The 25,598-nt window shown below is 50.4% G+C and carries 20 protein-coding genes; 14 read left to right on the top strand and 6 right to left on the bottom strand.

Translation table 11 applies throughout. From position 1 onward, the window contains the following. Positions 1-48 precede the first annotated feature (48 nt). The 3 genes from AAC022_RS09290 (at position 49) to AAC022_RS09280 (ending at position 4,344) form a co-directional block, all read left to right on the top strand. The gene (locus tag AAC022_RS09290) at positions 49-1,416 is read left to right on the top strand and encodes a hypothetical protein (RefSeq protein ID WP_339730320.1); all 1,368 of its coding nucleotides are present in this window, start codon (positions 49-51) and stop codon (positions 1,414-1,416) included. Between the two features lie 181 nt (positions 1,417-1,597). Further along, positions 1,598-2,962: a hypothetical protein gene (locus AAC022_RS09285; protein WP_339730319.1), complete on the top strand. Its 1,365-nt coding sequence runs from the start codon at positions 1,598-1,600 to the stop codon at positions 2,960-2,962. Between the two features lie 167 nt (positions 2,963-3,129). Further along, the gene (locus AAC022_RS09280; protein WP_339730318.1) at positions 3,130-4,344 is read left to right on the top strand and encodes a cofactor-independent phosphoglycerate mutase; all 1,215 of its coding nucleotides are present in this window, start codon (positions 3,130-3,132) and stop codon (positions 4,342-4,344) included. Positions 4,345-4,890: 546 nt separating this feature from the next. On the opposite strand, the gene AAC022_RS09275 is transcribed toward AAC022_RS09280, so the two are convergent. After that, a complete protein-coding gene (locus AAC022_RS09275) occupies positions 4,891-5,316 on the bottom strand; it encodes a ferritin-like domain-containing protein (protein WP_339730317.1) in 426 nt (141 codons plus the stop codon). Between the two features lie 390 nt (positions 5,317-5,706). Here AAC022_RS09275 and AAC022_RS09270 point away from each other — a divergent pair, with 390 nt between their 5' ends. Continuing rightward, on the top strand, positions 5,707-6,066 hold the full coding sequence (locus tag AAC022_RS09270) for a co-chaperone GroES (protein WP_339730315.1): 360 nt from the start codon (positions 5,707-5,709) through the stop codon (positions 6,064-6,066). Positions 6,067-6,091: 25 nt separating this feature from the next. Here AAC022_RS09270 and AAC022_RS09265 read toward each other — a convergent pair whose 3' ends face one another. Beyond that, positions 6,092-7,192, bottom strand: a complete 1,101-nt coding sequence (locus tag AAC022_RS09265) for an XdhC family protein (RefSeq protein WP_339730314.1) — start codon at positions 7,190-7,192, stop codon at positions 6,092-6,094. 23 nt (positions 7,193-7,215) lie between these two features. After that, complete coding sequence (gene eboE / locus AAC022_RS09260; RefSeq protein ID WP_339730313.1) at positions 7,216-8,382, bottom strand: metabolite traffic protein EboE; 1,167 nt, start codon at positions 8,380-8,382, stop codon at positions 7,216-7,218. A gap of 326 nt (positions 8,383-8,708) precedes the next feature. On the opposite strand from eboE, the gene AAC022_RS09255 reads away from it, so the two are divergent. The 6 genes from AAC022_RS09255 to AAC022_RS09230 all read left to right on the top strand — a co-directional run bounded on the left by AAC022_RS09255 (position 8,709) and on the right by AAC022_RS09230 (position 15,644). Continuing rightward, the gene (locus AAC022_RS09255; RefSeq protein WP_339730312.1) at positions 8,709-9,326 is read left to right on the top strand and encodes a sigma-70 family RNA polymerase sigma factor; all 618 of its coding nucleotides are present in this window, start codon (positions 8,709-8,711) and stop codon (positions 9,324-9,326) included. A 32-nt stretch (positions 9,327-9,358) separates the two neighbouring features. Beyond that, the gene (locus tag AAC022_RS09250) at positions 9,359-9,880 is read left to right on the top strand and encodes a hypothetical protein (RefSeq protein ID WP_339730311.1); all 522 of its coding nucleotides are present in this window, start codon (positions 9,359-9,361) and stop codon (positions 9,878-9,880) included. Further along, the gene (locus AAC022_RS09245) at positions 9,861-11,168 is read left to right on the top strand and encodes a hypothetical protein (protein WP_339730309.1); all 1,308 of its coding nucleotides are present in this window, start codon (positions 9,861-9,863) and stop codon (positions 11,166-11,168) included. The genes AAC022_RS09250 and AAC022_RS09245 overlap by 20 nt, the downstream gene beginning before the upstream one ends. A 136-nt stretch (positions 11,169-11,304) precedes the next feature. Further along, positions 11,305-12,039 (top strand): hypothetical protein, encoded by a 735-nt coding sequence (locus AAC022_RS09240; protein WP_339730308.1) that lies wholly within the window; start codon positions 11,305-11,307, stop codon positions 12,037-12,039. A 76-nt stretch (positions 12,040-12,115) separates the two neighbouring features. Continuing rightward, entirely contained in the window at positions 12,116-14,479 is a 2,364-nt protein-coding gene (locus AAC022_RS09235) for a hypothetical protein (RefSeq protein ID WP_339730306.1), read from the top strand. 235 nt (positions 14,480-14,714) lie between these two features. Further along, positions 14,715-15,644 (top strand): hypothetical protein, encoded by a 930-nt coding sequence (locus tag AAC022_RS09230; protein WP_339730305.1) that lies wholly within the window; start codon positions 14,715-14,717, stop codon positions 15,642-15,644. A gap of 54 nt (positions 15,645-15,698) precedes the next feature. Here the strand turns inward: AAC022_RS09230 and AAC022_RS09225 are convergent, their stop codons facing one another. From AAC022_RS09225 to AAC022_RS09215, 3 genes are all read right to left on the bottom strand, one after another. Next, the gene (locus AAC022_RS09225) at positions 15,699-16,466 is read right to left on the bottom strand and encodes an NAD(P)-dependent oxidoreductase (protein ID WP_339730304.1); all 768 of its coding nucleotides are present in this window, start codon (positions 16,464-16,466) and stop codon (positions 15,699-15,701) included. Between the two features lie 41 nt (positions 16,467-16,507). Beyond that, a complete protein-coding gene (locus AAC022_RS09220; protein ID WP_339730303.1) occupies positions 16,508-17,848 on the bottom strand; it encodes a membrane dipeptidase in 1,341 nt (446 codons plus the stop codon). A 63-nt stretch (positions 17,849-17,911) separates the two neighbouring features. Continuing rightward, entirely contained in the window at positions 17,912-18,748 is an 837-nt protein-coding gene (locus AAC022_RS09215) for a Rieske 2Fe-2S domain-containing protein (protein ID WP_339730302.1), read from the bottom strand. 125 nt (positions 18,749-18,873) lie between these two features. Here AAC022_RS09215 and AAC022_RS09210 point away from each other — a divergent pair, with 125 nt between their 5' ends. The 4 genes from AAC022_RS09210 to AAC022_RS09195 all read left to right on the top strand — a co-directional run bounded on the left by AAC022_RS09210 (position 18,874) and on the right by AAC022_RS09195 (position 25,330). Further along, positions 18,874-19,425 carry a hypothetical protein gene (locus AAC022_RS09210; RefSeq protein ID WP_339730301.1) on the top strand — a complete coding sequence of 184 codons (552 nt, stop codon included), beginning with the start codon at positions 18,874-18,876 and terminating at the stop codon, positions 19,423-19,425. Between the two features lie 325 nt (positions 19,426-19,750). Then, positions 19,751-22,210 (top strand): DUF1549 domain-containing protein, encoded by a 2,460-nt coding sequence (locus AAC022_RS09205; protein ID WP_339730300.1) that lies wholly within the window; start codon positions 19,751-19,753, stop codon positions 22,208-22,210. A 56-nt stretch (positions 22,211-22,266) separates the two neighbouring features. Next, entirely contained in the window at positions 22,267-23,604 is a 1,338-nt protein-coding gene (locus tag AAC022_RS09200) for a DUF1501 domain-containing protein (protein WP_339730299.1), read from the top strand. Between the two features lie 34 nt (positions 23,605-23,638). Then, on the top strand, positions 23,639-25,330 hold the full coding sequence (locus AAC022_RS09195) for a PPC domain-containing protein (protein ID WP_339730298.1): 1,692 nt from the start codon (positions 23,639-23,641) through the stop codon (positions 25,328-25,330). The last annotated feature ends 268 nt before the right edge of the window (positions 25,331-25,598 follow it).

Below are 25,598 nucleotides of genomic sequence, written 5' to 3'. Positions count from 1 at the left end.
GCCCCGCTTTTACGCTTGCTGGGGTTTTTGAAGAAAAGAGCTTTAATTGTGAATGATTCTTTACCGATCCAGGAAGACAAAAAGTTGGCAGAGAGGCTCACACTTCCTTGTGAGATCGATGAAGAAACCGGGTTGATTGAATTTTGGTCTGGAAAAACAACTTTATCGAAAGATGGAAACACTAAAAGTGGTAGTGGAAAAATTATTTTTGAATTTGCTCCAAAACCAAAAGTCTTATTTGAGTTCGAAAGCGACGAAGAACCTGAAGCATCTCAGATCTTCGAAAGTCTGTTTAATAACGAGAAGTTTGGAGAATATGAACTGTCTTGTGGGCAACCAGTTGGGCCAATGACAGTCAATGTAACAAATACTAACAATATGAAATCTTTTTCAGGCCACTTGGGCGAGCATGTTGAGCCTGACCCTCCCATCAATTCGATAAAGTATTTGGTAATCAATGGTCCAAACTTATTTGGAAATAGAATTGATGGAAGCGATTCTGTCTACAAGGGGAGAACCGAAACAAAAGTTGATGGCTTAGAGATTATTATTGATCAGATAGAAGATAAGAATAAAACGTGTCGATCTCCTTTTGTATTTTCGCACATTATCGAGGTTAGTTTTGAAAAGGTCAGTTCTAGACCAGAAATTGATTTGATTGGATCAATTTTACATAAAACACTTTCATTTATGTGTGGGCATTGGGTTGGCTTAGTTGGTCCATGGGCATCTTCAGATGCAGATAAACTGAATCGAGTTTTTCCAAGAGTGACAAAATCGAGTATGAATCGATCGGGATTTTCTTGGTATTATGAGATGGTGATGGGAACTTTCGAGGAGCTGTTTCACAGTATATTCAGGGCTCACAATGAGCCAAAGAAGTACGAAGTATTAACGACTGGAATTGGTTGGTATATAGAAGCAGAGCTTGGTGCTGGATTAATTGAGGGTTCGATTGTATTACAACAGGCGGCACTAGAGTCTTTAGCGTGGTTTGAGGTTGTTGAACAGCGAAAGCTGTGTAGTGTTAATGGATTCAAGGCGTTACCAGCGTCGGATAAAATACGCTTACTTCTATCGCTTTATTCCATCCCATCAGATGTACCGACAAAGTGCAGTGAATTAATAGCTTATGCTAGAGAATTTAATCTAGATGATTTAATTTGCGTTCTCGTAGATGTAAGGAATGCACTTGTTCATGGTATGCCAAAAAAAGTAGAAAAATTACTATCTCGTAATAACGGGTCGAATGAGCGTATTGATTTGTGGTATCAGGTTAACGGAATACTTTCTCAAGCAATTCTTGCAACCTCTGGTTATCAAGGAAAGATTATCTGTCGCGGTCTAGATGTAGACTTAATTCAGTCTGCGATCAAAGATGTTCCATGGAAGAAAAAAGTATCTGAAGATTGTTGATCGCTAGTACGCATAGGATTTCACAAAATTCGAAAATAGCGATTGATTCCAAATTCTTCATCTCCCAAAATTCTGCAAGAAATCCCCCACTAACCCCAAAATCGGGTGGAGAGATGCAGATGATTTGATACGATAGAGGCAGAGTCTCGCCTTGTTTTATCCCACCACAGGAGTCAGCCCCATGACGGATGCTTTTCGCCAACCGCAATTATCTGGTTCACTGTCTCGCCGTGATGTTTTGAAACTGGGAGCCGCTGCGATGGCGGGGACCGCTGGTTTGAACTGGCTGCAGCCGGGGCTCGCTGCCGCTGAAACGAAACGGCCGCAAGTCGCTGCCGTCTATACGCAGTTCTTTTACTGCTCGCACGCGTATCATATTATGCATCCCTTCCTGGGGCCGTATCTGTTTAATGGCAAGATTCAGCAGCCGCAGTGTGATGTGCTGTCGTTTTATGGCGATCAGTTTACCGACCGTGATCTCTCTCGCGGCGTCGCGAAAAAATTTGACATTCCGATTTATAAAACGATCCGCGAAGCGCTCTGCGTGGGTGGCGATGAACTGGCCGTCGACGCCGTGCTGTCGATTGGTGAGCACGGCGATTATCCCGATACGAAATTCGGTCAGACCAAGTATCCCCGTAAACGGTTTTTTGATGAGATCGTGGACGTTATGAAACAGTCGAACCGCTTCGTGCCTCTGTTTAGCGACAAGCATTATTCCTATCGCTGGGACTGGGCGCGGGAGATGTATGATACCTCGCGGAAGTATGAGTTCCCGATGATGGTCGGCAGTTCGGTTCCGCTGGCACAACGTACGATTCCTCTGGAAATTCCCGAGGGCACGGAACTGGAAGACGCCGTCTCCATTCACGGCGGACCGATTGAACGCTATGACATTCACGGTCTGGAAGTGTTGCAGTCGATGGTCGAATTTCGCAAAGGGGGCGAGACCGGCATTTCGTCCGTCCAGTTTTTGAAAGGCGATGATCTGATCAAAGCCGGTAAAGAAGGTCGCTGGTCGATGAAGCTGGCGGAAGCCGCTATGCAGGCCGAACTGGGGGACAGCAAACGTGGTTTGTTTGATCAGATCGGTGAGGAAGGCAAATCAGAGCCACACGGCATTCTGCTGGAATACAAAGATGGGTTCCGGGCGACGATGCTCAAAATTGGTTCGAATGGCGTGCGCTGGAATTTTGCCTGTCAGGTCAAAGGGGAAGCGAAGCCGAAAGCAACGACGTTCTTCCCCGGCCCGTGGGGGAACCGCAATTTATTCCGTGCCTTCTCGCATGCGATTCAACATTTGTTTGTCCACAAGGAAGAACCGTATCCCTGTGAGCGGACCTTGTTGATGACGGGGGCCCTGGATGCCGCCATGCATTCCTGTTTTGAAAAAGGCTCGGCGAAAATGAAGACGCCGGAACTGGAGTTTTCTTACAAGCCGAAAAATTTCAATCAATTTCGTGAAATGGGTGAGTCCTGGAACGTGATTACGGCGGAAATGCCGCTGCCCAAAGATTTTGTGGAAGCTGACCCGGAACCACAATAGGCGGCCTCTTTTCACCCATTTTCAGGAGCGTGCTTCCTGAAACGGGTTGTGTCGTAATTTCATGAGGCGGGTTCCTTGCAGGAAGCTGGTCAATTCAGGATATTGAGGACAAAATGGTTCTTTATTCTCCGATTTTATGATCCTGCTTGAGAGTTAGTATCCCAAAGATGAAATATGTGCTCGTAATTCCAGATGGTTGTGCGGATGAACCGCAGGACGCATTGGGGGGGAAGACCCCGTTGCAGGCCGCTCGCGTACCCCGGATGGATGCCATTGTTTCCGAGGGGATTCTCGGCCGAACCGATACCGTGCCCGCTTCGATGCCGTCTGGCAGTGATGTGGGAACGATGAGTCTGTTTGGATACGATCCATTAGTATTTCATACAGGTCGTGCGCCGCTCGAAGCAGCCGCACAGGGAATCGAACTGGGGCCGCACGACTGGGCGATTCGTTGTAATTTCGTGACGATCACTGACGGCAACATGGCCAGCTTTACCGCGTCGCAACTTCCTAACGATGTGGGCGAGGAATTAATCGGTCTGCTGCAGGAAGCGACCGCTGGTAATCCCCAATGGGAATTCCATCAGGGAGTCAGCTATCGGAATCTATTGATCTATCGGGCCAAAGATGCCGACGACCACCCGTTTGATAAGGGAACTTCTACGACGCCTCCCCACGATTTAACTGATCAATCGATTGAGCACGATCTTCCTGCGGGGGACGGGAGTGAATTGTTGCTCGACCTGATGGAACGTAGCAAGAAGCTGTTTGCGAAGTCGGCGAAAAATCAGAAACGGGCCGATGGTCAACCGCCGGCGACTCAGATCTGGTTATGGGGACAAGGGAGTCGGCCGGCACTCAAGCCGTTTCAGGATCAGTTTGGCAAAACGGGTGCGGTGATCACTGCCGTCGATTTATTGCGAGGACTGGGAAAATTGCTGGGCTGGGATGTGATCGAAGTCGAAGGAGCCACCGGGTACACCGATACCGATTACGCCGCCAAAGGTCGCGCGGCGATTGAGACGTTAAAGCAGTCTGACTTTGTGGTCGTGCATGTTGAAGCGACTGACGAAGCCTCTCATGAAGGCGAAGTCGAGGAAAAAATCAAAGCCCTGGAAAACATCGACGAGCATGTCGTCGGCCCGGTGCATGATTACCTGAAAAAGCAAGGCGACTATCGGATTCTGGTTTGCCCCGACCATCCCACATTCCTCAGAACCAAAACGCACAGTCACGGTTATGTGCCGTTCGGGATCTGCGGCAGCAATGTCCGCCCCGATCACGCAAATAGCTACGATGAAGTCACGGCCAGCGTGAGTAACCTGCTGCTTCCCAAAGGGCACCAGTTGATGCCGTTCTTTTTTGGAACGTTGACGAACTAGTTACTGTTTTGAGACGTTTATGTGATGAGAAAAGTAGGGGTGGACCCACGTGTCCACCCGCTGTATCGATGTGGTTTGTGTGGTGTCGTTCGGAGTTTTTCTCTGGTTCCGTTCCAAGAATAATTTGGGATCGGACATCGCCAAGCGGGCGGGCACATGGACCCGCCCCTACGAATCTGTCTCCTTGTGAGAGACAATTCCGTTTGTTTTTCGATCAACATTCTGCTCACGCGCTCGGATCGAATTGCGTTCGATCCCACCCATTTTTTGTGGTGTTGCCCTGTATGAGAATGCGTTTTCCCATGCACTGTTGGCAAGCCAACAGTGCCACACGAAGATATTAACTAGAAGAAATATTACTACCACGAAAATCACGAAACCACACGAAAACGATCTGACGGGGTGGTCTCGAATGCCATTCGGGATTGGCGCAGACAACAGGAAACTGTCAGAGAACGCGGCCGATTTCAGAAGATGATAACGAATCAGATCATAGTAGGGGCAGCCTACATAGGGCTGCCCGTACTATGAGATATCGTGTGTTGCTTATAAAGGCCAGTCGCAAAGAATGCGTTCGACTTCTTCGGCATGGCCGCTTTCGTCGCGGATCATGTCTTCCAGTTGGACGGCCAGCGCTTTGTCGCCAAACGCTTCTGCTTCTTTGGCACGTGTCGTGTAACCAGCGGTCGCAGCTTTCTCGGCAGCAAGGATCGCTTCCAGCATTTCCCGGTTGCTATGTGCTGCAGTGACTTTTGAGGGAACGGTGGTTGGTTCGCCGCCTAATGCCACGATTTTATTGGCCAAAAATTGAGCGTGCATTTGTTCGTCGGGCACTTCTGCCAGGAAAAACTGTGTCAGCTGTGGCCGATAAGGGCCCGTTGCTTTGGCAGCATACGTGGTATATTGAATGATGGCTGAGAGTTCATTCGCCAGATCTTCATTCAGTTTGTCAATGATTGTTTGCTTGTCCATGGTTCTCTCCTGAAGAATGAATGGGGGGACCAGCCAGTGATCCGCTAAATGTTGTAAGTACTTATTTACCTTTATAGATGAACATTCTACTTTATCAACTCTGGAAGATTAAGCAGCCATGAAAAATATGCTGATGATCTATGGGAAATAGCAGAAAATTCAGACTGAGGGGAACGCCTGAGATCCCGGTTTTGTGAATGTCGCGTAAAGTGAAAAAAGCGAATTATCGGACCCGCCACTTTGCCAATCGCCCCAGGGTTAAGAATTCGGGGTTCTTTTCGCAAGGGGCATGGCCTATGATTGTACTTAGCACATCTGATGCGTTATTTTTATCACTTGTGTTATTTCTGTCGTTTTTGAGTATCAATGTCATAAGATTGGGAGATTTGGGTGTCTGACTGGGTTGAACCTCTGGGAATGAGGATTCTCATTCGTAAAGACGAAAGTCGGCAGACGACAAAGGGGGGGATTGTTCTTCCCGATAAAGCGGAAATTCCGACCATCACCGGCCGCGTTGTCGAAATCAGCGTGCAAATCGAGCGGGATGATGACTTTCCGATCAAGAAATACGATAAGGTGCTGTTCAATCCCAGCGAAGCCATTCCCGTCGATTTCGAGCCGGACAATGTGCTGTTCGTGGTCCCCATTGAAGACGTCGTCGCTGTCTTTCGCCGCGGTGATTCGAAAACCGATGAAGTTCGCTCGGCTGAAGAGCAGGAGTACGAAGATCCTGATGACTGGGACGAATAAACGACGCTGAAGCGAACCGACGGAGTCAACTGGTCTGATGCGGCGTTTTGATTTCTTCCACCAGGCTGGTGCGTTGATACCCGGCGGGAAGTGTATCCAGGTTTCGATAGGCGACGAGTTCCGCGACAATGCTTAAGGCAATTTCAGGAACGGTCTGCGAGCCGATGTCGAATCCGAGGGGAGCATGAACTTTCGCCAGCGCTTCGCGTGGCGTACCCGTGCGCAGTAAATCTTCAAAGATCAATTTCACTTTTCGCTTACTGCCAATCATCCCGATATAGCGGGCCTCTGATTGAGCCAGATGCCCGAGCGCTTCTTCATCGTGATTGTGTCCCCGCGTCACGATGATAATGAACGTATCTTTGTTGACGGTCAGGTCAGACAGCACCGCATCGAAACTTCCCACGATCAATTGTTTCGCGTCGGGGAACCGTTCGGTATTGCAGTACTCCTGGCGGTCATCGACGGCAATGATTTCAAAACCGACATCACTGGCCAGCCCTGCCACTTTCTGACCAATGTGGCCACAGCCAACAACCACGAGTTGACAGGTTTGCAGAAACGTCAGATAAGCGATGCCCGCATTTACATAAGGTCGCGGCCGGTTTTTGATGGGCTTGAGCCCGTCCCACAATTGTGACGGCGGTTCCTGCTGGCCACGCCAGGCAACAACTTTCGAATTGGCATCAATCAGATAGCGGTCTGTCTCACTTCCGCCGTCTATTGTTTCCGGGTTGATTACAACTGCTTCGGTACAGCCTTGATCGCTTTCCAGCAGTTGCTGCATACTTTTGTAGTACTCAAAATCCGCTTCGCTTTTGATGGGATCAACGAGCACTTTCATTCGACCGCCGCAGATCAGGCCATCGTCCCAGCCGTAGTCACTGTCGAGCTGGAAGGTCATGATTTCCGATATGTCCGATTCAAAGAGTCTCAAGGCACGACGTTTGACTTCCGCTTCTACACAACCCCCGCCGAGTGTGCCTGCCTGCGAGCCATCGGGAAAGATGAGCATTGCGGCTCCCGGTTTTTGTGGCGTTGAACCGCGGGTTTCGACGAGGCAGGTATAACAGACCGGTTTTTGCTGTTGGACTGCCTGTTCCAGTTCGCGTAATAATTCTCGCATGGTCGGTTACTTTTGTCAGAGACTTAAAGCGTATTCAGGAGAGTGCGCGCTGCCTGTAATTCGCGTGTCAATCCTTCGACTAGCGTCGGCTTCTGATCGCCGGGCAAGACTTCCCAAGTGTAGGTTTCGACTTCCAGATGCGGCGCGTAGTCGAGTTCTTTGACGGTGGCCAGTGCCTGCTTCAATTCTTTGTGCGTTGTTCCCAACGGGCCCAGTGATTCGGCGTCGACCGGCACATGGAAGTGAACCCGCAGTTTATCGGTATCTTTCAATCGGGGATCGGGGTCCAGCAGGAACTCGCGAGTTAAATCGACAATCCGATACAGGTCGCCCGTTTCCAGGCTGCCAATCGTCTGATGCAGATAGCGGGGCTCGGCGTAGTTGGCGAGTAAAGTGCGGCCGGCTTCATTCTCCCAAGGCTGGTCCAGTTCAATGGCATTGGAGATATGAACTTTGTTGATGCGAATTTCCGCGTGGGTGATCTGTCGAATCGAACCGGGAATGTCTTCGAACTCGACGGCCTGATGACAGACATCGTAGCAGGCTCCCAGATATTCTCTGACAATTCCCAGTAACTGTTTTTTCGCAGCGCGTTCATACAGCCGTTCGAAGAACAGGATCAGTTCGTGTGTAAATTCAATCACACAAAATGGCTCCGGCTCAATGGCCAGTCGAATCGTACGGCCGGTTTCCTCTTTCAGCTGTTTGAGAAACAGTGCCAGTTGAATCAACTGATCAATGCAGGAATTGCTGAAATCGGCGGCGTGCTCAAACTGTTTGAAGCCTAACGGAACTGTGGAAATGCTGCCTTCCGTTCCTTCCGGTAACAGTGCGGCGAGAACGCGGGCGCAACCTTTGGTGTACTCCAGGCGTTCGGGCGTGGACCAGTCAGGCAGATAGACATTTTCCTTCACGCGATCGCTGTGAAAGTTTCCGAACGGAAAGGCATTCAACGTATAACAAGTCAGATCGCGTTTCTGGATCTCTTCCGCAAACCGCAGATGTCCTTCCGGCGTGGAGAGGATTTCACGAATGACGGGATCAGCCAACCAGAGCCCGGCGGCCAGTGGCGCTGCCAGCTGTTGTTGGATCGGGATCGTAAAGTCGTCGAGTTTCTGCAGGATCTCTGCGACGGTCAAACCGGGATGCACGTTGGTGCAATAACTCAAAGGCAGTGAATTCAGCGTCATAGAACTTCCTCAGAGGGCCCTCATATCGGTGGGAAGTAGAAAATACAGCGAACGGAGCGATCTGCTGACAACTACTATCATAACCGAGATAAACCAGCGGACTACCTGCTTAAAAAATTTACAGGCATGATAGCGGTTGTAGAATAAATTTCTGGCAAAGACAACTTGTGTTAACATGTAAGTTTAGCGACGATAACGGGTACGAACCTGCATGAAAACAGACAAAAAGTGGGTTTCTCACAAACTCGAACAGAAACTTTTTGTTATGCTGCGTGTTTAGTACAGGCGGGTCACTTACCCCGAGAGATGGGAGTCAAAAGTCAGTCGTGGCTACTACCGAAATTTTGAATTCACCTTATTTACGTGATCCTGACGTGCAATTGATGCTGCGCGCCAAGGATGGCGATGAAGGTGCGTTCACTGAGCTGGTGGCTAATTACCAGGACCGGATTGTCGGAATATTTTGCCATTTGCTGAGAAATCAGGAAGCAGCGGAGGATTTGGCGCAGGAAGTCTTTTTGCGGATTTATCGCTCGCGGGACAGCTATCAGCCGAAGGCCAAGTTTTCCACCTGGCTGTTTCGGATTGCCAATAATCTGGCCAGCAATACACGTCGCAATAAAGGCCGGCGCAGAGAGGTCTCTCTCAATCCACAGGATTCCGGCCCGTTGGGTGTCAGGCCGGAAGAGCAGTTGCTGATGGAAAAATCAGGGATGATGCCAACCCGTCAGGCCGGTTTGAAAGAGACCCAGGCGGTTGTACGAGAAGCAATGGAAACATTGAACGAGCGTCAGCAGATGGCGGTTCTGTTACACAAATTTGAAGGCATGAGTTATGCCGACATCGGGACAGCCATGAAGCTGTCTGAAGCGGCTGTGAAATCATTATTGTCTCGGGCACGAGAAAACTTGCGCGTGCAGTTGGAAAAGCATATTAACGGTTAAATCAAAACAGGAATTCGCGGTAGAATCCTAAAATGAAAAAAGAGATCAAAGAACAGGAACTAGAAAAGCTGGTTGCCTACCTTGATGGCGAGGTGAGTGATCAGGAAGCGATCGAGGTTGAGCAATCTCTCTCGAGGGATGAGGAAACGCGTGCGCACGTCGATTCCCTGGAACGAACCTGGGAATTATTGGACAAGCTACCGATCACCAAAGCCTCTAGCGAGTTCACCGATAAAACGCTCTCCACAATCAAATCGGTCCAACTGGAAGCACAGGCCGCGGAAGACCAGAATCGCTCTGGTTTTTCGTTGAGTAAAAAATCACAGCAGCAGCTTCGGAGAGTTGCCATTGCCGGTGGCTGGATGATTGGCCTGGCCTGTTCGATTTATATCGGTTTTGCAATCACCAATCAGTGGGTGCCGGAAGAGTCGGAACCCTTGCTCAGTGAGTTATCATTTATCGAGAACCTGGACACCTATTCGGAAGTCCAAAGCCTGGAATTTCTAGAAGAATTGCAGCAATCAGGAACCTTCAATGAAACCGCGCAGCAATAAACTTGACCAGCGGCGATCTCAGAGAGCCGCAGAGGACTCAAGCCAGGAACCGGCTTTGTGGTCCCTGCTGTTGCGCGCCATGGGTGTGGGGGTGGGAACGGTTGTTTGTGTGATGATTCTATTAGGCGCCAGTGGTCCGGAGGAAGACCGTGAGGCAGCTAACCGCAAGAAGATTGAAGCGATGTCGCCCGCCGAGCGCGCGCAATTAAAACGCAATTACGAAAAATTTCAGAAGCTGTCAGAAGCAGAGAAGCAGCGTTACCGGGAGATTCATCGCGCGACCCACAGCAAGCCCGAATTGAATCGGGTCATGCGATCGTATTGCGACTGGGTGAAGACACTCTCTCCCTGGGAGCAGGAAGATCTGCGCAATGCAACACCAGAAGAACGCATCGCGTTGATTCGCAAATTCCGTGTGGCCCATCAAAGGCCAGGCCGTCGTCGTGGCAGTCGGCATTTTCGTGAGATTTCACAAATTCTGGGAGTGGATATCTTTAAGGATCCCCAGAGGAGGCTGCTGTGGATTACAAGTCCAACACCGGAACTGTTTAACAAAGTGATCGGTATCATTGAAAAAAATATACCGAGTCCGGTAACGTATCCCCGGCCCAAAAAACAGATGTCTGAGTTGGCGCAATCTTTGGCCGTAATACAGGCAGCACTCAATGTAAAAAAACAACAGGATGATGTTGACGGAGCTGACTGGCCACGTCCGGAAGTGGTTGATGAAATTCACAAGGTCTGGAAAGACAATCAATATACCATTTTTGAGCGGGGCGAAAAACGGGGGCCCAGAGCCGAGGCGCTTCGCGCCGATCTGCGCCGCGTGCAGATATCGATCTTTTTAGCAAAAGGGTTGATGGACCAGTTATACGGTTCGGTAAGACAGGAACTGGCTCAAATCAATCCTCCCGATGAAGATTTACATCGCTATTTTGAGACGCTGGATCCAAAACACAAAGATTACCTGATGAAACTCCCACCAGAGGAAATGCAGGAAAAACTGAAGTATTCGTATTTGAGTCAACATCTTCCGCCGGAAGTCAAGAAAAAGATTAAACAGCAGTCAGAAGAAGTTAAGAATTTGATTGCCCAGCAATTATTACGGGGGATCGATCAGCGCTTCGAGGGCCCCGGTGGACGAGGCAATAAAGAACGTGCGAAAGAGAAAAACGATCGCCCCAACAAAGGATTTCGAGGTCCCGGCGATCGGCCAAATCGTGACCGGAGACCGGGTCAAGGGCCTCTGAGACGTCCCGGTCCGCCGCCCAAGCAGCCTGATGCTTGAAAATCAAGGCGAAATCCTGTCTGATAGATTCTGAAACAAGATCAGAATTTTATACCGTGATCCCTGAATTTCTACGCATTTCGAAATGTATCGAAATTCTGCGGTTGCGGGTTTCCATTCAGACAGGAGCGATTCCATGTTGCGTTCATTTATCTCAGCCAGCCTGATGACAGGACTGATGCTGTTTTCCTTTGCAGATCTCAGTACTCTCGAAGCCAAAGACCCCGCGCCGTTAAAAACATTGAAAAAAGATCAGCTCCCCAAAAGCATGCAGGGACTGCCTTTGCTGTTTCATGAGAATTTTCAGTCAGGGAATTCCAATCATTGGGAGCCAACGGACGCCAAAGCCTGGAAAATGATCGAGGAGGGAGACAACAAAGCATTCAGCTTGATTACGAAGCGAAGTAAATACGAACCGCCGGTTCGCTCGCCTTATAATCGTGCGTTGTTGAAAAACATTTCCGTCAGCGATTTCCTTTTCGATGTCAAACTGCAATCAACGATTCCCGATTATGGCCATCGGGATTTATGTCTGTTTTTCGGCTATCAGGATGATGCCCATTTTTACTACGTGCATTTCGGTAAAAAAATGGATGATCACGCCAACCAGATTTTCATTGTTAACGGGAAGCCTCGCACCAAAATTTCTACAAAAACCACGCCCGGAACGAACTGGGACGATGAATGGCATCACGCACGTGTCGTCCGCGATACGGAAACAGGCTCGATCAAAATTTATTTTGATAACATGCAAGAACCGGTCATGACAGCGACTGACAAAACGTTTCTATCAGGACGAGTGGGAATTGGCTCATTCGATGACACCGGTAATTTTGATGAGATTCTGCTGTTCGGTAAAAAAGTCAAATAGCATCTGTCGGCTGCCTTGTTTGAGTTCGTAGTCATAACCCACTCCCACTTTTGAATCCCACCCACAGGAACATATGATGCGATACCCGTTCCCCCTGTTTGTCGTCGCTTTATTCCTTAGTTTTCCTGCTTTAGTTTTTGCGCAAGCTTTGGAGTTCCCCGAACAGCTGCCGGGGACGGCGCCGCTCAAGCTGACGGCGCCGCTCGACGAACATATGGTGGCGGGCATCGATCGTTATGCGTTAAACGCATTGGCGAAGTCACCGGAATTACGTCCAGAGAAATGGCACTATGCTTTCAGCAGCCATGCTGCGTTTATTGAAAGCATCAAAGACAACCGGGCGCGTTTCAAAACGATTATTGGTGCCGTTGATCCTCGCGTTGCTGGCCCCGGCTTTGAATTATTAACGACGACAGAAAACACGTCCGTGATTGCCGAGTGTCCGCAATTCAAAGTGCACGTCGTACGCTGGCAGGTATTAGACGGCATGACTGCAGCAGGGCTCTTGTTACAGCCGACCGGCGACATCAAAGCACGCGTGGTGGCTTTACCCGATGCTGGCTGGACACCGGAAATGTTTCTCGGTTTGCAGCCGGGCGTTCCGAAATCAGCACAGATTCCACTGAAACTGGCGGCTTCGGGAGTCCAGGTTGTGATTCCCACCTTGATGAGTCGCGAGTCTGATTTCTCCGGGCATCCAAAAGTGTTTTATACCAATCAGCCGCACCGCGAATTTATCTATCGTATGGCGTTTGAAATGGGGCGGCATGTGATTGGTTATGAAGTACAAAAAGTGATGGCGGCCGTCGATCAGTTTGAGCGTCTGGATAAAAAAGAGCGTCGTATTTTACCGATCGGCGTGGTTGGGGTGGGTGAAGGTGCCTTGCTGGCGTTGTTCAGCGGGGCCGCCGATTACCGCATTAAAGCCACGTGGGTCGCCGGCTATTTTCAACAGCGGGAAGATGTCTGGCAGGAGCCCATTTATCGGAATGTCTGGAGCCAGCTTACCGAGTTCGGCGATGCGGAAATCGCCGGCATGATCGCGCCGCGCTCCTGTGTGATCGAAGCCTGTTCTGTACCCGTTGTGGATGGGCCCTCGAAACCGAAGCCGGGAACCAGAGCGTCTGCGGCACCTGGAGTAATTAAAATCGCAACTCCCGCATCAGTCCGCGCGGAATATGCCAGGGCAGCGTCTGTCTTCGAGAAACTGGGACTCAAAGAGAATCTGTCACTCGTGTTAAAAGGTGACGGCACAGAGCCCGCAGGATCGGATCAAGCCCGCCAGCAGTTTTTGTTCGGCTTGAAAGTCAAAATGAATAAAAAACGACTTCCGCCCGTCGTGTTGACGCCGGTCGCCAATGGTGTGGTCGTTGATCCTGCGGCGCGACAAGAGCAGCAATTTAATGAAATGAATGAATTCACTCAGGAAGTGCTTAATAAGTCGGCCCGCTATCGGGATGAAGAATGGCAGCCGAGTAAGTATAAATCGGTCGAATCGTGGGAACAGGCTTCCGATGCGCTGCGAACAAAAGTGTATAATGAATTGATTGGCCGACTCCCTCAGCCTGCCATGCCGGTTCCATTGAATGTTAAAACACGAAAAGTGATTCAGCATGCAGAGTATCAGGGTTATGAAGTCATGCTGGATGTGATGCCCGAGATTGTTGCTGGCGGGATCTTGCTGATTCCCAATGATCTCAAACCCGGAGAACAGCGTCCCGTGATCGTCTGCCAGCATGGTCTGGAAGGCACGCCGATGGACACGATTAATGCAGAAGGCAGATTGTTTGCCGCTTACAAAAATTTTAGTGCAGAACTGGTGAAAAAAGGACTCATTGTGTATGTCCCGCAGAATCCGTATCGGGGCTTTGATCGGTTTCGCACACTGCAGCGAAAATCCAATCCGATGCAGCGTTCGCTTTACAGTTATATCATCCCCCAGCACGAAAGCACGCTGGCCTGGCTTGATTCACTTCCATTTGTCGACGGGAAGCGGATCGGTTTTTACGGGCTTTCATATGGCGGTAAGACAGCCGTGCGTGTGCCCCCGTTTATTAAGCAGTATGTCTTTTCAATCTGTTCGGGTGACTTCAACGAATGGGTTCGGAAAAATGCAGACAGCGCCCACCGCTACAGTTACGTGTTTCATGGCGAATATGAAATCTTTGAATGGAACATGGGGCATGTTGCCAATTATGCAGAGCTGTCTTATCTGATGGCCCCGCGCCCCTTCATGGTTGAGCGCGGACACAATGACGGTGTGGCACCTGACGAATGGGTGGCAGCCGAATACGCCAAAGTGAGGCGGTTTTATGTCCAAATGGGGATCGGCGACCGGACGGAAATCGAATATTTCGATGGGCCACATACGATTAATGGGAAAGATACCTTTGACTTTATCCTGCGCAACCTGAATTGGTCTGAACCGGCTAAAAAGTAACCCAGAATGGGTGGAAGTTCGGTTTTCCCGAGTAAAAAAATCGTTCGTTCACATGCGAATTTCATGATTAATGTGTATATTATAATTGCCGGTAGATATAAAACCAGGGCAATGTGTACTTGCGGATAGCGTTCGTGCTACTCCTTTCTGGAAGAGGCAACGAAGGCGAGATCGTGTACTGTACAGATTGACCTTCGTCAGAGTCAGACATTTCATTCCAAATGGGCTATCAAAAATGAGTAAAGCTGCCACAGGTTCAGAGGAAGAAGTTCCCCCGGAATCAACGCTGGAAACGGATATCAAGTCACTGAAAGAGATCAGTGCGAATTTGAAAATGGACTACAATGGCAACATCGCTCAAGTCTCATTTTCGGGTTCGAAGCTAGTCGATGCAGGATTGGTCTATTTGGGACGTTTGTCAAAACTGCGGAAGCTGGATTTATCCGGCTCCAAAGTCACTGACGAGGGTATGGTTCACATCAAGCCATTGAAAAGCTTGCGTGAAGTTTCTCTGCATGGGATTCCGGTCTCGGATGAGGGGCTTGGCGAATTCAAAAAACTAACCAATCTGGAAATCCTCAATCTGTCACGTACCAAGGTCACCGATGCTGGTTTAAAACACCTCAAAGGCCTGGATAACCTGAAAGAGCTTTTCCTGACGGGTATGGAAATTACCGATGATGGTCTGGCACATCTTGCGGGCTTGAAAAGCCTGGAAACATTGGGTTTATCTGAAACACAGATTTCAGATGAAGGTCTGGAACACATTAAAGGTTTGAAAAAACTGCGGGTTCTCTTGCTTCGCGATACCCATATTTCCGACGAGGGGCTCAAGAAAATCAAAGGGCTCACGCGTTTGCAGCGTCTCTGGTTACGCAATACCAATGTGACGGACGACGGTATGAAATATCTGACCAAGATGAAAGATATGGAATGGCTGGAGTTGAATGACACTCAGGTTGGTAATAACGGGATAGCAGAACTCAAGGTCCTTGAGAGCATCGTAGATATGAATCTGCGGAATTCGAATGTGAGTGATAAGGCAATTTCCTCGCTCAAAAAGATGAAAAATCTGGGAACGCTTTATATCGATGGATCGGAAATTACCGAAGAGGGAATCTCCAAACTCGAAAAGGCACTCCCTTATTGTCGAGTTGAGCAATAAACGGGCAGCCTGATCACGCGTCTGATTCAAGCTGTGCAAAAACGACGACTTGATTCAGACGTAATTTGATTCAGCGGGGATCGGTTGGTCCTCGCTGCCCATTTCAAATCCCAGCTCTTCAGGCAGGATCGTTGGCTGATAACCCAGCAGCTTCTCCGCTTTACTGAGGTCCCAGCGCCGCTTTGAACTTTCTCCCACGATGGTGATGACCTCGCAGCCCTCTATCTCAGCCGTCAGTGCTTTCTGATAAGCCTGCATCAGGTCGGGGAAGGGAACCCATTGTGGCCTGAGCGGATGTGTTTTCCAGAGTGGATGTTCGAGGTCGATCGGCTTGGGAATTCGCAGGCAGACGATGGACATACCAAACTCACGCGCATAACGCGCACACATGACTTCGCACAATTGTTTTGTGAGTGCATACGAGCCGACTGGCAGCGGCGGAGCATCGGATTCAATCCACTGTGGCGCAGGATATCCCAGAACCGTCATCACCGTGCTGGTAAAAATAAACCGTTTCACGCCGGCGTCGTGGGCCGCTTCGAGTAAATTGAACGTCCCCTTCAAGTTCACGTCGAAGCGTTTCCCGTTCAATTCATCCCCTTCCATCGGACCTTCGTCGGCCTGTTTCGCAAGGTGAATGACAGCATCCACGCCCTGCATGGCAGCGCGGGTTTGTACCGGGTCGGTAATATCCAGAGTAATAAAACGTGAATCATCGGGATTGGGGTGGATGTCTCCCAAAATCAATTCGTCTTCGGTTTGCCAGTGTTGCGCGAAATAACGGCCAACGTAACCGGCGGCACCAGTTATTAACACTCTCATAAAATCAAGCTCTCGTAGAGGGAATAGAATTGCTGTTCGATTCAGGAGGTCGACTGCTGACAAACTCGCAGCATATTGCCGCCGATGATTTTTTGAATGTCCGCATCTGAGTAGCCGCGTTGAACCAGGCCCACGGTAAACAAAGGCCAGTTTGTCCAGGAAACGCTGGTTCGCATCTCAGGGGTTTCCTGAAAGTTGTCTGCCGGCCACAAGCTGCGCCAGGGAGTTCGCGAACGGGGTGCACCAGACGCTTTTCTGTTTTCGAGTGCGCTATTGCGCGAGGTATAGGAGACGTCGGTTCCAATGGCGATATGATCGATGCCATATTTTTTTACCACATAATCAATGTGATCCAATAAGACGCTGATGTTCCCATCGCCTCCCAGATAACGGGGAATACAACAGATGCCGATCAAGCCGTTGGTATCGACGATGGCTTTGATCACATTGTCGGGCTTGCTGCGAATGTGGTGATGCAGGCTGGCACACGTGGTATGACTGGCGACGACCGGCTTTTCGGAAACCTGCGCCGTTTCCAAGCTGGTCTGCCAGCCTGAGTGCGCGACGTCTGGAATAATACCCAGGTGATTCATTTCGGCGACCACGGTTCGGCCAAAGTCACTTAAGCCGGCATTCGCGGGCTCAGCACAACCATCGCCCAGCATATTGCGGCGGTTGTAAGTCATATGCATCATCCGAATTCCCAGCTGGAAAAAGATCCGCATGTATTTCATTTCGTCGGTTGTTGTTTCCCATTGCTGGGTCAAAGGAACGCCGTTGCCAGTCAGGTATAAACAGTGGCGGCCCTCTTTTTTCGCCTGCACAATATCATCGGGAGTGACCGCTTTGGGCACAAAATCGGCAAGCATGTCTGTGGTAAAAGTGAATCGAGCCAGCCGTTTAATCAGCCGCAGCGGATCCTGCCCTTCTTCGCCGGCGTTCTGAAAGATGCAGGTCACACCCGCCGCATCGAAGGCTTCTTTGAACTCGCGTTGTTCCGTCGGGTCAGTGGCACAACGGGTCATCGACATGTCTTCTCTGAGGTCCTGCAGTTCCGTGGTAGACGCTTTTGCTTTAATCGCAGCCGCCATTTTGTCGCCATCGATCGCGGCCCGTGGTGCAAAGCCGTAAGAGTCGAACACCAGTGAATCCGCATGGAGCTGCAGACCGTGCTCCAGTTGCTTCGGCGTCGGTTTCAGAATATCGAGGGCCACTTTTCGTGCGTGCAGAATTTTCTCATTCTGAATCGGTTTCGGAGAGGCGGCAGACTCCGTTTCTTCTTTTTTTTCTGCAGCAGAGAGTGAGGAAGCAGCGGCGGCTCCCAAACCAGTGGCGGCCAGTGAGGTCCCCAGAAACGAACGACGGTTGATCGAATGGCTCATGATGAATTCCGTTGGAGTGGGTGGTTGGAATGTTGTGGTGAGGACGAAGTCAGAAGCAGGTTCTCATTTTGAATCACAGCCACATCCGCCACTGGAACAGCCCGATGCGGCAGGTGCTTCGTCGACGGGATGAAATACAATGCGCCAGGCATAGTTGGCATTCAGTTCCTGTGCAAGAATTTCCAGTGCGGGCATCCTGCTTCCCAGATAATACAGCACAACCGTTTGCTGATCAAATAATTGTTCGCAATCGATGATTTCCGTTGGCATCCCCCGCTCTTGAATCAGGGTCTGGCAATCTTGAAAAACACGCGCGGTGACATCTTCCTGACGGGAAAGTGTCTCCTGGTCTGTCGGGGTGAATTCACGCAGAATAGAACCGGCAGAGGTTCCCGCTTGTTCCAGCAGATCGACGGACGAGAGAATCTCGCCGACCTCTTCGCCGCGACTTGTTTCTAAAATAATTCGATCACGGTGCGCAAAAGAGGCCTCTTCTTCACCGGCGAAATGATCGACCCAGCCCATGACTCCATAACGTACCAGAAACAGATTTTGCGGAGGACCTTGTTCTTCAAACGCGGAAGCATCGATCAGGAGTACTCCTGATTCCTGTTTGAGTTCGTAGCGGGTCAAAGGAAATTCCGGAAAGTCGTGACATTCGCCTGTCGCGACATCGAAGCTCCAGTCGTGCAGCGGACAGGCGACTTCCGTTCCTTCGCCCTCCCCTTCGATCAGCGAAGCGCCCTGATGCGGGCAGGAATCCTGAATCGCATAATAAGCGCCCGGCTGTTCTGCGTCCGCGACGTGAAATACGGCGATTTCGATTCCCTTAATCGTATATGATTTACGCTCACCGGGGGCAATTTCGGAAACGTCTCCCAGTGGAATCCAGTCTGTCATGGTGTGTTGGTCCATCGTCAAATTCGGGTGTTGCCACTCTGGCCGTTGATTTCATTTTATTCTATGCTCAACAGGTAATCATACCGTTTTATCTTCAAACTGTCTTCCCGGAGTGAAAAAACTGCATGGCTGTGCGACATATCTTATTGGACATGGATGGCGTCATCTCCGATTTCATGGGCGCAATTCTGGAGTTGCATGGTCAGGAGCATCTGCTCAAGAACTGGCCCGAGGGAAATGCGAATTTCGCTGGCGTGCTGGGTTTGACCAAGGATGAATTCTGGAAACCCGTCGATTCCATCGGCGGCCGCTTCTGGAAAGAGTTTCCTCCTTATCCATGGTTGAATGAGTTGCTCACGCTCATCAAACAGACAGCGCCCTTTACCATCAGCACCTCACCGAGTCGCAGTGCCGCCTGTGCTTCGGCCAAGGTGGAATGGCTCAGAGAGCACTTTGATCAACCCTTGTTCATGGATTTCATGATTGGGACCCAAAAGTATCTGCTGGCAAAACCGGACGTGGTCCTGATCGATGACCAGCATAAAAATGTGGACCGATTCCGCAAGCATGGAGGGCAGGCAATTCTGTTTCCCCAAGCCTGGAATGCAAATTATGCGATCAGTGATAAGGTCGAATACGTCAAGTCTGAGCTGGAACGACTGCAGAATACGCCCTGACAACCGTTATGAGACGCACAAAATGGTGGACGCATGGTTCGTTTCTGGAATAAAGGGTAGTCTTTGCCACTCAGGAAAGGTATGCTAAGACGTGTTTCATAAATAAAGTTGTTAAAACAAAGTTGACGAATAGGGAATATAAGAGACAATATATATAAGCAGTCACCGAGAAGTCTTAATAAGAAGTGAAGACTTAAGAAGTCAGTACGATCAGTTTTGCTTTTGAGTGTCTTGCCTTTACTTCCTTCCCCATTTTCCTCCTGGCACTGCTACCACCGAACCTCACAGCGTATCCTTCCTATTGAATTTGGGATAGAACATCGAGATGAAATCTCTAGTCTATCAGTATCTTGTTTGTCTGATTCTGCTTTCCGCTGTCTCTGCGCAAGCAGCCGAGGCGCCTCCGAAATCGTCGCTGGCAGTTTACCCGGAAAAAGTTCAGTTAATCGGGAAGCGTTCCCGGCAACAGTTGCTGGTCTCCGACACAAATAAGAAACAAACCGTTGATCTCACTCGCATAGTGAAATTTCAATCCGATCAACCGACGGTGATTCGTGTCGATCAGACAGGGGTAATTCAGCCGCTTTCCAATGGATCGGCGTCAGTGACTGTTTCCGATGGCGCGCAGAACATCAAAATACCTGTTGAAGTGAAAGACTTTGACAAGCAGACTTTGATCGATTTCGAGCGCGACGTGCATCCGATGTTATCCCGCTTTCACTGTAACGGCGGTTCCTGTCACGGGAAGCAACGTGGTCAGGGTGGGTTTCAATTATCGATGTTTGCCTTCGATCCAGAATTCGATTACGCCGCGCTGACGAAAGAATCACGTGGACGGCGTGCGTTTCCATTGGCGCCAGATCAAAGTCTGGTGTTGCTCAAAGGGGCCGGAAAAGTCCCGCATGGCGGAGGCAAGAAGCTGTTGGAAAACAGTTCCTACTATCGGCTCATGGAACAATGGATCGCCGAAGGTGCGACACGCAGCGTCGCTGAGACACCGAAGCTGGTGAAAATCTCGGCGTATCCAACCGAGCGGATCATGCAGCCCAAAACGCAACAGCAAATGGTGGTCACCGCACATTACAGCGACGGTTCCACTCGTGACGTTACCGATCTGGCAGAGTTCATGTCGAGCGAAAGCGTCTATGTTTCCGCGGACGAACAAGGTCTCGTGACCGCAGGCTCCCTGATGGGCGAAGCCTCAATCATGGCCCGCTATATGGGAAACTTTGCGTCTCTGAGTGTGACGGTCCCCTCTGATAATTCTGTTCCCGATCTATATTATACCAAGCTGCCTCGCAACAATTTTATTGACGGACTGGCATGGGATAAACTTCAGAAATATGGGCTGAAACCTTCTGAACCGGTCGATGACGCGACTTATCTGCGTCGTGTCTCAATCGATATTATCGGTCGCACACCGACGGCTGAAGAAGCCCGCGCGTATCTGCAGGATCCCTCCCCCAACAAACGCGAACGCCTGGTGGACTATCTACTGGAACAACCGGAGTACGGTGATCACTGGGCCAATAAATGGGCCGATCTCTTGCGTCCTAATCCATATCATGTGGGTATCAAGACCGTGTTGAATTATGATGCCTGGATTCGGCAATCATTTCACCAGAACAAGCCCCTCGATCAGTTCGCGCGAGAATTACTAACGGCCAAAGGCGGGACATGGCACAACGGTGCGGTCACCATGTTCCGCGATCGTCGAAAACCCGAAGAACTCACAACGATCGTCAGCCAACTCTTCCTGGGAATTCGCTTGAGTTGTGCTCAGTGTCATCATCATCCTTCCGAAGTCTGGGGACAGGATGATTTCTACAGCTTTGCTGCTTACTTCGCGAAAATTGGTCGCAAAGGCCGCGGGATTTCAGCGCCGATCTCGGGCTCAGAGGAAATGGTCTTTACGGCGAATTCCGGCAGCGTGAAACACCCGCTGACCAACGAAGTACTTGAGCCACGACCTCTGTTTGGTGAAGTACCCGAAATCAAACCGAATCAGGACCCCCGCGATATTCTGGCGGACTGGATTATTTCACCTCAGAATCACTTCTTTGCGGAAGTGAGTGCCAATCGAATCTGGGCCGATCTGATGGGACGCGGTATTGTAGAGCCGATTGATGATTTCCGGGAAAGCAATCCTCCCACGAATGGGCCGCTGATCAAAGCGCTGGGGAAACACTTCCGGGATCAGAAATTTGATATGAAACAATATATCAAAACGATTGTAACGTCGCACGTTTACAGCTTAAGCGCGCTGCCCAACGAAACGAATGTGGGTGACACGCGAAATTACTCGCGGTTTTATCGTCAACGTTTACGTGCCGAAGTGCTGGTGGACAGCGTCAGCGAATTGATCGGTGTATCAGAAACGTTCTCGGCGATGCCCGCTGATTCGACTGCGAAACAAATTTGGACGCACCGTGTGAAATCGGACTTCCTGGATTCCTTTGGGCGGCCCGATCCAAATCAGGCACCGCCTTGCGAACGGACCGCCGATACAACAGTCGTGCAGGTGTTGCACATGATGAATTCGCGCGATATGTATTCTCGCATTCAGTCATCAAATGGTAATAGTGCGAAATGGGCGAAAAGTAAGATGACGCCCGATCAGATTGTAGAAGAAATTTATCTGACAGCTTATTCACGGTATCCGACCATGGAAGAACAACGACTGGGACGCTCCCTGTTTGAAAAGGAAGGCGCGAAGCGACAGCAGGCGACTGAAGACCTGATGTGGGCGCTGCTCAATACTCCCGAGTACCTTTTCAAGAACTGAAGTCCCCTACCCTCAAAACGGCGGTTGTTTTAAACGAAAAAGTAACAGGATCAGAAATGATGAACGTTTCAAAAAATTGCGATGGAATGACTCGACGGAGTTGCTTGCAGCTGGGGCTGGGCGCCATGACCGGCCTGGGCATGGTTGACCTGTTAAGATTGCGAGCCAGAGCGAAAGGAACAGCATCGCCAAATCCGAAAGCGACCGCTAAGAGTGTGATTCTGATTTGGATGGATGGCGGACCGTCGCATTACGAAACGTTTGATCCCAAGCCAGATGCACCGGTAGAAATTCGTGGTGAATTCAACCCGATCCCGACCAAAGTTCCCGGCGTTCAATTTTCTCAGAATATGACGCGGTTGGCTTCGATCTTCGATAAATGTTCGGTGATCCGTTCGATTCGTCATAACCAAGGCAACCACGGTGCGGGCAACCATTACATGATGACCGGTGCCCCACCACGAATTCCTGTGGGCTGTGGTGCGTTCGTCAGTTTTCATCCTAGCATGGGGTCTGTTGTCGCGCATCAGAAACCGACGACCAATAATCTGCCCGCGTATTTCTCGATGCCCAGCATGTCGCGTTCCGGCGGTCCGAACTTCCTGGGTGCGAAGTATGCACCCTTTGTTGTTTCCGATAACCCAAATTCGAAGAGTTTCCGCGTTCGCGATCTGGCTTTGCCCAGCGGGTTAACCGATGGGCGTTATGAAAGTCGCCGCGAATTACGTGAACAGGTCGATCAGCTGAAACGCATTAAAGACAAAGTCGCTGGCGATCCGGTATTGAACCTGGATGAATATTACGAACAGGGCTATAGCCTGGTTGCGTCTACTGACGCTCAAAAGGCATTTGAAATAGACCGAGAATCGGACGCACTCCGCGACAAATACGGTCGGACTTCGTTCGGTCAACGAGCCCTGCTTGCCCGTCGTCTGTCCGAAGCGGGTGTGCCATTCATCACCCTGTATGAAGGGGGCTGGGATAATCACGGCAGCTTGTTCAAATCCTTTAATACCCGGATGCCTGCTTTTGAAAATACGATTGCCACGTTGATCGAAGACCTGGATGAACGCGGTCAGTTGGATACGACGATGGTGCTGGCGCTGGGTGAATTCGGGCGGACTCCGAAAATCAATCCGGGCGGCGGTCGTGATCACTGGTCGAACGCGATGTCTGTTTTGATGGCCGGCGGTGGAACTCCCGGCGGACTGGCACTCGGAGCAACCGACAAAGCCGGTTACTCCGCGGTGGAACGCGTACTCTCCCCTGAAAACTTTGTCTCGACCATTTATACTAAAATGGGCATCGATCCCGACAAAGTCATGTATACGCCGGAAGGTCGTCCTTCGCATCTGGTCAGCGATCCGACACCCATTCCGGAATTGTTTGCTTAGACTGACTGCACTCCGACTGAGAATGATTTTGCCGATGTTTTCCACCGCCCAGATTCTGCCCGCTGTTCTCGCATTCTCAGTTGTCTTCGATCTGTCTGCAACAACCAGTGCGGCACCGCCCAGCGTGAATTATCTGAGTCCCGCCGGGGGACAGGTTGGTCAGAAGGTGGACGTCAGCGTCGACAAGACCCTGGGAACGCAGCCGGTTTCCGTCTGGACATCGGCTCCCGGGTTGAAAGTCGAGATCCCGGCCAAACCCGCCAAAGGCAAAGAGAAGCAGTTTTCGATACATATCGATCCCGCCACTAAACCGGGGCTCTACTGGCTGCGGTTTCATAACGCCGAAGGGGCCTCTGGAATTCGTCCCTTCCTGGTTGGCACGCTGACCGAACAGGCCGAAGTCGAACCCAACGAAAAATTATCAGACGCCCAGAAGGTTGAGTTACCCAGTGCAACCATCAACGGCGTGCTTGCCAAAAGTGGTGATGTTGACACGTATCAGGTTTCACTAAAAAAGGGGCAGACTCTGATTGCCTCGCAGGTCGCCAACGAACAACTGGGATCTCCCATGGATGGCGTGCTGCAAATTCTCAATCACCGCGGCACGGTTCTCTCGCAGATCGATGACACACTCTGGTACGATCCGCGGATTGTGTTTACCGCTCCCGCCGATGGGACATACTATATCAGAACGTTCGCCTTTCCCGCCGATGCCAACAGCTCGATTCGTTTTGCCGGCGCTGGTTCTTACATTTATCGGCTCACACTGACGACAGGGCCGTTTGTCGATCACAGTCTGCCTCTGGCTTGGCATCCCTCAACCGCGAAACCAGTGGCATTGGAAGGGTGGAATCTGCCTGATAATCTAAAGACACTATTACCGTTCGTTGCCGATTCGAATGAGAGTGCCCTGCTCAGTGCGCCTCAACTGGGGAACTGGTTGACGATTCCTATGAGTACCACTCCAGTGGTACTGGAAACGAAAGCGACACAAGAGGAAAAAGGGCAAGCGTTGACGCTGCCGACGACAGTCACGGGAAAAATTGCGGAGCCGGAAGAGATCGACGTCTATCGCTTCACCGCAAAGAAAGGCGAAAAACTTTCGTTCAAAGTCGATTCCCACATGCTGGGTTATCCGTTGGATACGCATATGAAACTCTTCGATGCGAAAGGAAAACTGCTCAAAGAGATCGACGATCCGAAGCGGAATGATTTCGACGCTCGGCTAGATTATACGATCCCCGCCGATGGCGAATATCGTCTGGATGTGACCGATCGTTTTCAGCACGGCGGCTTTCGTTATGTGTATCTAATGTCGATCCTGCCCACTGAATCTGATTTCTCTCTGCAGGCAGCCAATGAACAATACACGCTAACAGCTGGCGACAAGCCGCTGGAGATCGACGTGACGATCAACCGACAGAGTCCTCGTTTCAACGACGATATCGAAGTCAGTCTGATTGGTCTGCCGGAAGGGGCGACTTGTGCCCCGGTCGTTTCGAAGGTCAAGGATAAAGGGGGCAAGTCGGTCAAGTTGAAGCTGGAAGCCAACAAGGACGTCGCCTTTCAAGGCCCGCTGGTAATTCAGGGAACGAGTGTGAAAGACAAATCAAAGCAGCACACCGCAACCGCCGTCATTAAAGGCATAAGCCCCAAACGCAACACCGCCCGCCCCAAACCAGATCTCGAACTACCTCACCTGTGGTTGACGATTAAGAAGAAGTAGGTTCGAAATCAGACGCCAAGAGAACCGGCCGTGTGGCACAGTTGGCTGGCCAACAGTGAACGGAAAACGCTGATAGATTGTTCCAGAGTCGTGGAATCTATATGTCTGCCTGAAACAAAGTGAGCGGCACGGCGCCAGCCGCCGTTTATTGGATTGAGGGTAGCCGGTTTAAAACGGTGGTTCGCGCCATTCCGCTCACAAAATTAATGATGGAGAAACCGTTCGAAATAATTCTGTCACAGCGAAATTAATTCGTAGGGGCGGGACC

The sequence above is a fragment of the uncultured Gimesia sp. genome (assembly GCF_963976445.1).
Taxonomy (GTDB): Bacteria; Planctomycetota; Planctomycetia; order Planctomycetales; family Planctomycetaceae; genus Gimesia.
This window is presented reverse-complemented; position numbering and strand designations above follow the sequence as displayed.

Excerpts from the sequence above, each read along its gene's own strand:
- AAC022_RS09230 (WP_339730305.1), top strand. The coding sequence starts at position 14,715 with ATGAGTAAAGCTGCCACAGGTTCAGAGGAAGAAGTTCCCCCGGAATCA.
- AAC022_RS09265 (WP_339730314.1), bottom strand. The coding sequence starts at position 7,192 with ATGCGAGAATTATTACGCGAACTGGAACAGGCAGTCCAACAGCAAAAA.
- AAC022_RS09210 (WP_339730301.1), top strand. The coding sequence starts at position 18,874 with ATGGCTGTGCGACATATCTTATTGGACATGGATGGCGTCATCTCCGAT.
- AAC022_RS09220 (WP_339730303.1), bottom strand. The coding sequence starts at position 17,848 with ATGAGCCATTCGATCAACCGTCGTTCGTTTCTGGGGACCTCACTGGCC.
- AAC022_RS09225 (WP_339730304.1), bottom strand. The coding sequence starts at position 16,466 with ATGAGAGTGTTAATAACTGGTGCCGCCGGTTACGTTGGCCGTTATTTC.
- AAC022_RS09250 (WP_339730311.1), top strand. The coding sequence starts at position 9,359 with ATGAAAAAAGAGATCAAAGAACAGGAACTAGAAAAGCTGGTTGCCTAC.
- AAC022_RS09275 (WP_339730317.1), bottom strand. The coding sequence starts at position 5,316 with ATGGACAAGCAAACAATCATTGACAAACTGAATGAAGATCTGGCGAAT.
- AAC022_RS09215 (WP_339730302.1), bottom strand. The coding sequence starts at position 18,748 with ATGACAGACTGGATTCCACTGGGAGACGTTTCCGAAATTGCCCCCGGT.
- AAC022_RS09285 (WP_339730319.1), top strand. The coding sequence starts at position 1,598 with ATGACGGATGCTTTTCGCCAACCGCAATTATCTGGTTCACTGTCTCGC.
- AAC022_RS09205 (WP_339730300.1), top strand. The coding sequence starts at position 19,751 with ATGAAATCTCTAGTCTATCAGTATCTTGTTTGTCTGATTCTGCTTTCC.
- AAC022_RS09245 (WP_339730309.1), top strand. The coding sequence starts at position 9,861 with ATGAAACCGCGCAGCAATAAACTTGACCAGCGGCGATCTCAGAGAGCC.
- eboE (WP_339730313.1), bottom strand. The coding sequence starts at position 8,382 with ATGACGCTGAATTCACTGCCTTTGAGTTATTGCACCAACGTGCATCCC.
- AAC022_RS09235 (WP_339730306.1), top strand. The coding sequence starts at position 12,116 with ATGCGATACCCGTTCCCCCTGTTTGTCGTCGCTTTATTCCTTAGTTTT.
- AAC022_RS09280 (WP_339730318.1), top strand. The coding sequence starts at position 3,130 with ATGAAATATGTGCTCGTAATTCCAGATGGTTGTGCGGATGAACCGCAG.
- AAC022_RS09240 (WP_339730308.1), top strand. The coding sequence starts at position 11,305 with ATGTTGCGTTCATTTATCTCAGCCAGCCTGATGACAGGACTGATGCTG.
- AAC022_RS09200 (WP_339730299.1), top strand. The coding sequence starts at position 22,267 with ATGATGAACGTTTCAAAAAATTGCGATGGAATGACTCGACGGAGTTGC.
- AAC022_RS09195 (WP_339730298.1), top strand. The coding sequence starts at position 23,639 with ATGTTTTCCACCGCCCAGATTCTGCCCGCTGTTCTCGCATTCTCAGTT.